The sequence below is a fragment of the Mesorhizobium sp. M7A.F.Ca.CA.004.12.1.1 genome, assembly GCF_003997835.1.
Lineage (GTDB): Bacteria > Pseudomonadota > Alphaproteobacteria > Rhizobiales > Rhizobiaceae > Mesorhizobium.
On record NZ_RZRK01000775.1, the window covers coordinates 1 to 2,858 of the forward strand.

3 protein-coding genes are annotated in these 2,858 nt (G+C 62.9%); all 3 read left to right on the forward strand.

All coding sequences use genetic code 11. The features are described 5' to 3' along the window. Nucleotides 1–1,154 (forward strand): ABC transporter permease (locus EN984_RS29365; RefSeq protein ID WP_164765731.1); only part of this gene is annotated, 1,154 nt, incomplete at its 5' end. Beyond that, nucleotides 1,151–1,960, forward strand: a complete 810-nt coding sequence (locus EN984_RS29370; RefSeq protein WP_127268148.1) for an ABC transporter permease — start codon at nucleotides 1,151–1,153, stop codon at nucleotides 1,958–1,960. The genes EN984_RS29365 and EN984_RS29370, both read left to right, overlap by 4 nt. Next, a partial coding sequence (locus tag EN984_RS29375) for an amidohydrolase (protein WP_127384150.1) occupies nucleotides 1,957–2,858 on the forward strand: 902 nt, incomplete at its 3' end. The genes EN984_RS29370 and EN984_RS29375, both read left to right, overlap by 4 nt.

Consider the following 2,858-nt stretch of genomic DNA (forward strand, 5'->3'; position numbering starts at 1 on the left):
CGCTTATTCTGTTCGTCGTCATTCTGTTTCTGTGGCCGGTAGCGCGCTTCCTCGCTCTGGCCGTCGACAACTCGGATTTCTCGAACAACCTGCCGCGCACAATTGCCGCTCTGGCGGGCTGGAATGCGGATAGCGGCCTGCCTGGCGAACCCGTCTTTGCAGCACTCGTCGAGGATTTGGCCGACGCGCGGCGCGCCGGGAAGGAAGGCGTCCTGGCGCAACTCGTGAACCAGCGCGTGGTCGGCAGCCGTTTCCTCGTCATCAAGACGGCAAAGGATGCGGCCGACGGCAAGCTCGACATGCGCCCCGTGCGCGACGAGGTGCTCGCCAAACAGGCCGGTTGGAAAAACATCGATCTCTGGCAGGTCATAGCGCGTCAGCAAAGCGCGCGAACGGACTATTATCTGCTTGCGAGCCTGGACCTGAAGCGAGGCGCGGACAATTCGATCGAAGCCGTTTCCGCCGACCGCGCCATCTTCGTCGACGCGCTGCTGCGTACGATCTGGATCAGCATCGTGGTGACCGTCATCTGCGCGGTGCTCGCCGTGCCGCTGGCGCAGGCAATTGTCAGCGCGCCCCCGGCCTGGTCGAAGCTGATGTTCGCGTTGATCCTGTTTCCGCTCTGGACATCGCTGCTGGTGCGCACCGTCATCTGGATCATCGTGCTGCAGAAGAACGGCCCCGTGAATTCCACTCTGCTCGGATTGGGTATCGTCAGCGAACCCCTCGACCTCATCTACACCCGCTTTTCGCTCTATTTGGCGATGGTTCAGGTTCTGCTGCCTATGATGGTGCTCTCCGTCGTCGCTGTCATGCGGCGGGTTCCGACCACCTACATGCGCGCGGCACTGTCGCTGGGTGCGCCGTGGCTCACGGCATGGCGCCGCGTGCAGTTGCCGTTGATCCTGCCAGGGATCCTGTCTGGCGGGGCGATCGTTTTTGTCTTCGCACTTGGCTACTACATCACCCCGACGCTTGTCGGCGGGCCGACCGACCAGATGATCTCCAGCTACATAGCTTTCTACACGAACAGCACACTGAACTGGGGCATGGGTGCAGCGCTTTCGCTGCAACTGCTGATGATCCTCGTGTTGTTTGCGTTGCTGTTCTGGACGGCGTCCGTCCTCTTCCGCCGCAAGGCGCATGTCGCATGAGCGCCGACCGCTTCCGGAAGTGGCTGATGTATGCCTATGCGGCGACGTTGCTGGCGTTCATCATCCTGCCCCTGCTGATCGTGATCCCTATGTCGCTGACCTCGAGCAATTCGCTGGCATTTCCGACGCCGGGCTGGTCGCTGCGCTGGTATGCCGAACTGTGGGTCGACCAGCGTTGGCCGAACGCACTGTGGAACTCGGTCGTCATCGGGCTGTCCACCACGGTCCTGGCGTTGCTGCTCGGCATACCTGCGGCGATCGGACTCGCCTGGGGCGATTTTGCCGGCAAACGGATTCTCTACGCGATCATCGCCGCGCCCTTGGTGACGCCGGTTGTCATCGTCGGCGTCGCGGCTTTTTCATTCTTCGCCACACTGGGACTCGTCGGCAACAAGCTATCCATCATTCTGGTGCATACGGCGATGGCCGTGCCTGTGATGCTGACGACTGTCGTCGCCAGCCTTTCGACCTTCGACCGGACATTGGTTCGCGCGGCCGCATCGCTCGGCGCCGGCACCATCCGCACATTCTTCAAGGTAGTGCTGCCGCTGATAGCGCCGGGCGTCATTACAGGGGCCATCATCGCCTTCATCATCTCTTTCGACGAAGTCGTCGTCGCAAGTTTCCTCTCGACAGGCGCGGAGCGAACCTTGCCTCGCATGATCTTCTCCGGGGTTCGCGAATCCATCAGCCCTGCCATCGCGGCCGTCGCTGTGCTGCTGATCGCATTCTCTGCGACCCTGCTTGGTGTCATCGCCATCCTTCAGGGCCGCTCGCAAACTCTCCGCGCAAGGGCATCGGCATGAGACTGGTTCCATCGGTACAGCAGTTGGAGACCGAGATGACGACCTGGCGGCGGCATCTGCATGCCAATCCAGAACTCGGCTTCGAAGAGTTCGAGACGGCGCGTTTCGTGGCGGACAAACTGCGCTCGTGGGGCATCGAGACGACCGAAGGCGTCGGACGGACAGGTGTCGTCGGTACGCTCAGGGGCAGGCTCGGCGCTGGTCGCAGTCTTGGCATCCGAGCCGACATGGACGCCCTGCCGATGACCGAGGCGCGGCCGCTGCCGCATGCATCCCGCATTCCCGGGAGGATGCATGGCTGCGGCCATGACGGTCACACGACGATGCTGCTCGGCGCAGCCTCGGCGCTTGCCCGCTCGCCCGACTTCGCCGGCACCGTGCATTTCATTTTCCAGCCGGCCGAGGAGGGTCGAGGTGGGGCACTCGCCATGCTGAATGATGGCCTTTTCGAGCGTTTCCCCTGCGATGAAGTCTACGCGCTGCACAATTGCGAACGGCCTCTCGGCGAGATCGCCGTCCACCGCGGAACGGTGGCCGCGGCGGCCGATCGCTTCGAGATCGTCGTCCATGGAAGGGGCGGCCACGCGGCGATGCCGCATCTGGCGATCAATCCACTCCCCGTCGCCGCGCGCATCCTGCTGGCGATAGAAGCCCTGCCCGGTCGCCTGACCGATGTGCACTCTCCGGCAATCGTCACCGTTGGCAGCCTGCGCGCCGGCGAAGCCTTCAACACCATCCCCGATGCGGCGTTTCTGACCGGTACCGTGCGCACCTTCGACCATCAGGTTCAAAAGACGCTGGAGATGGCAATCCGCCGCATCGCGAAAAACGAGGCTGAAGCTTTTGGCGCCAGCGTCGATATTCGCTACGAAACGCCCTTCGCGCCGACGATCAACAC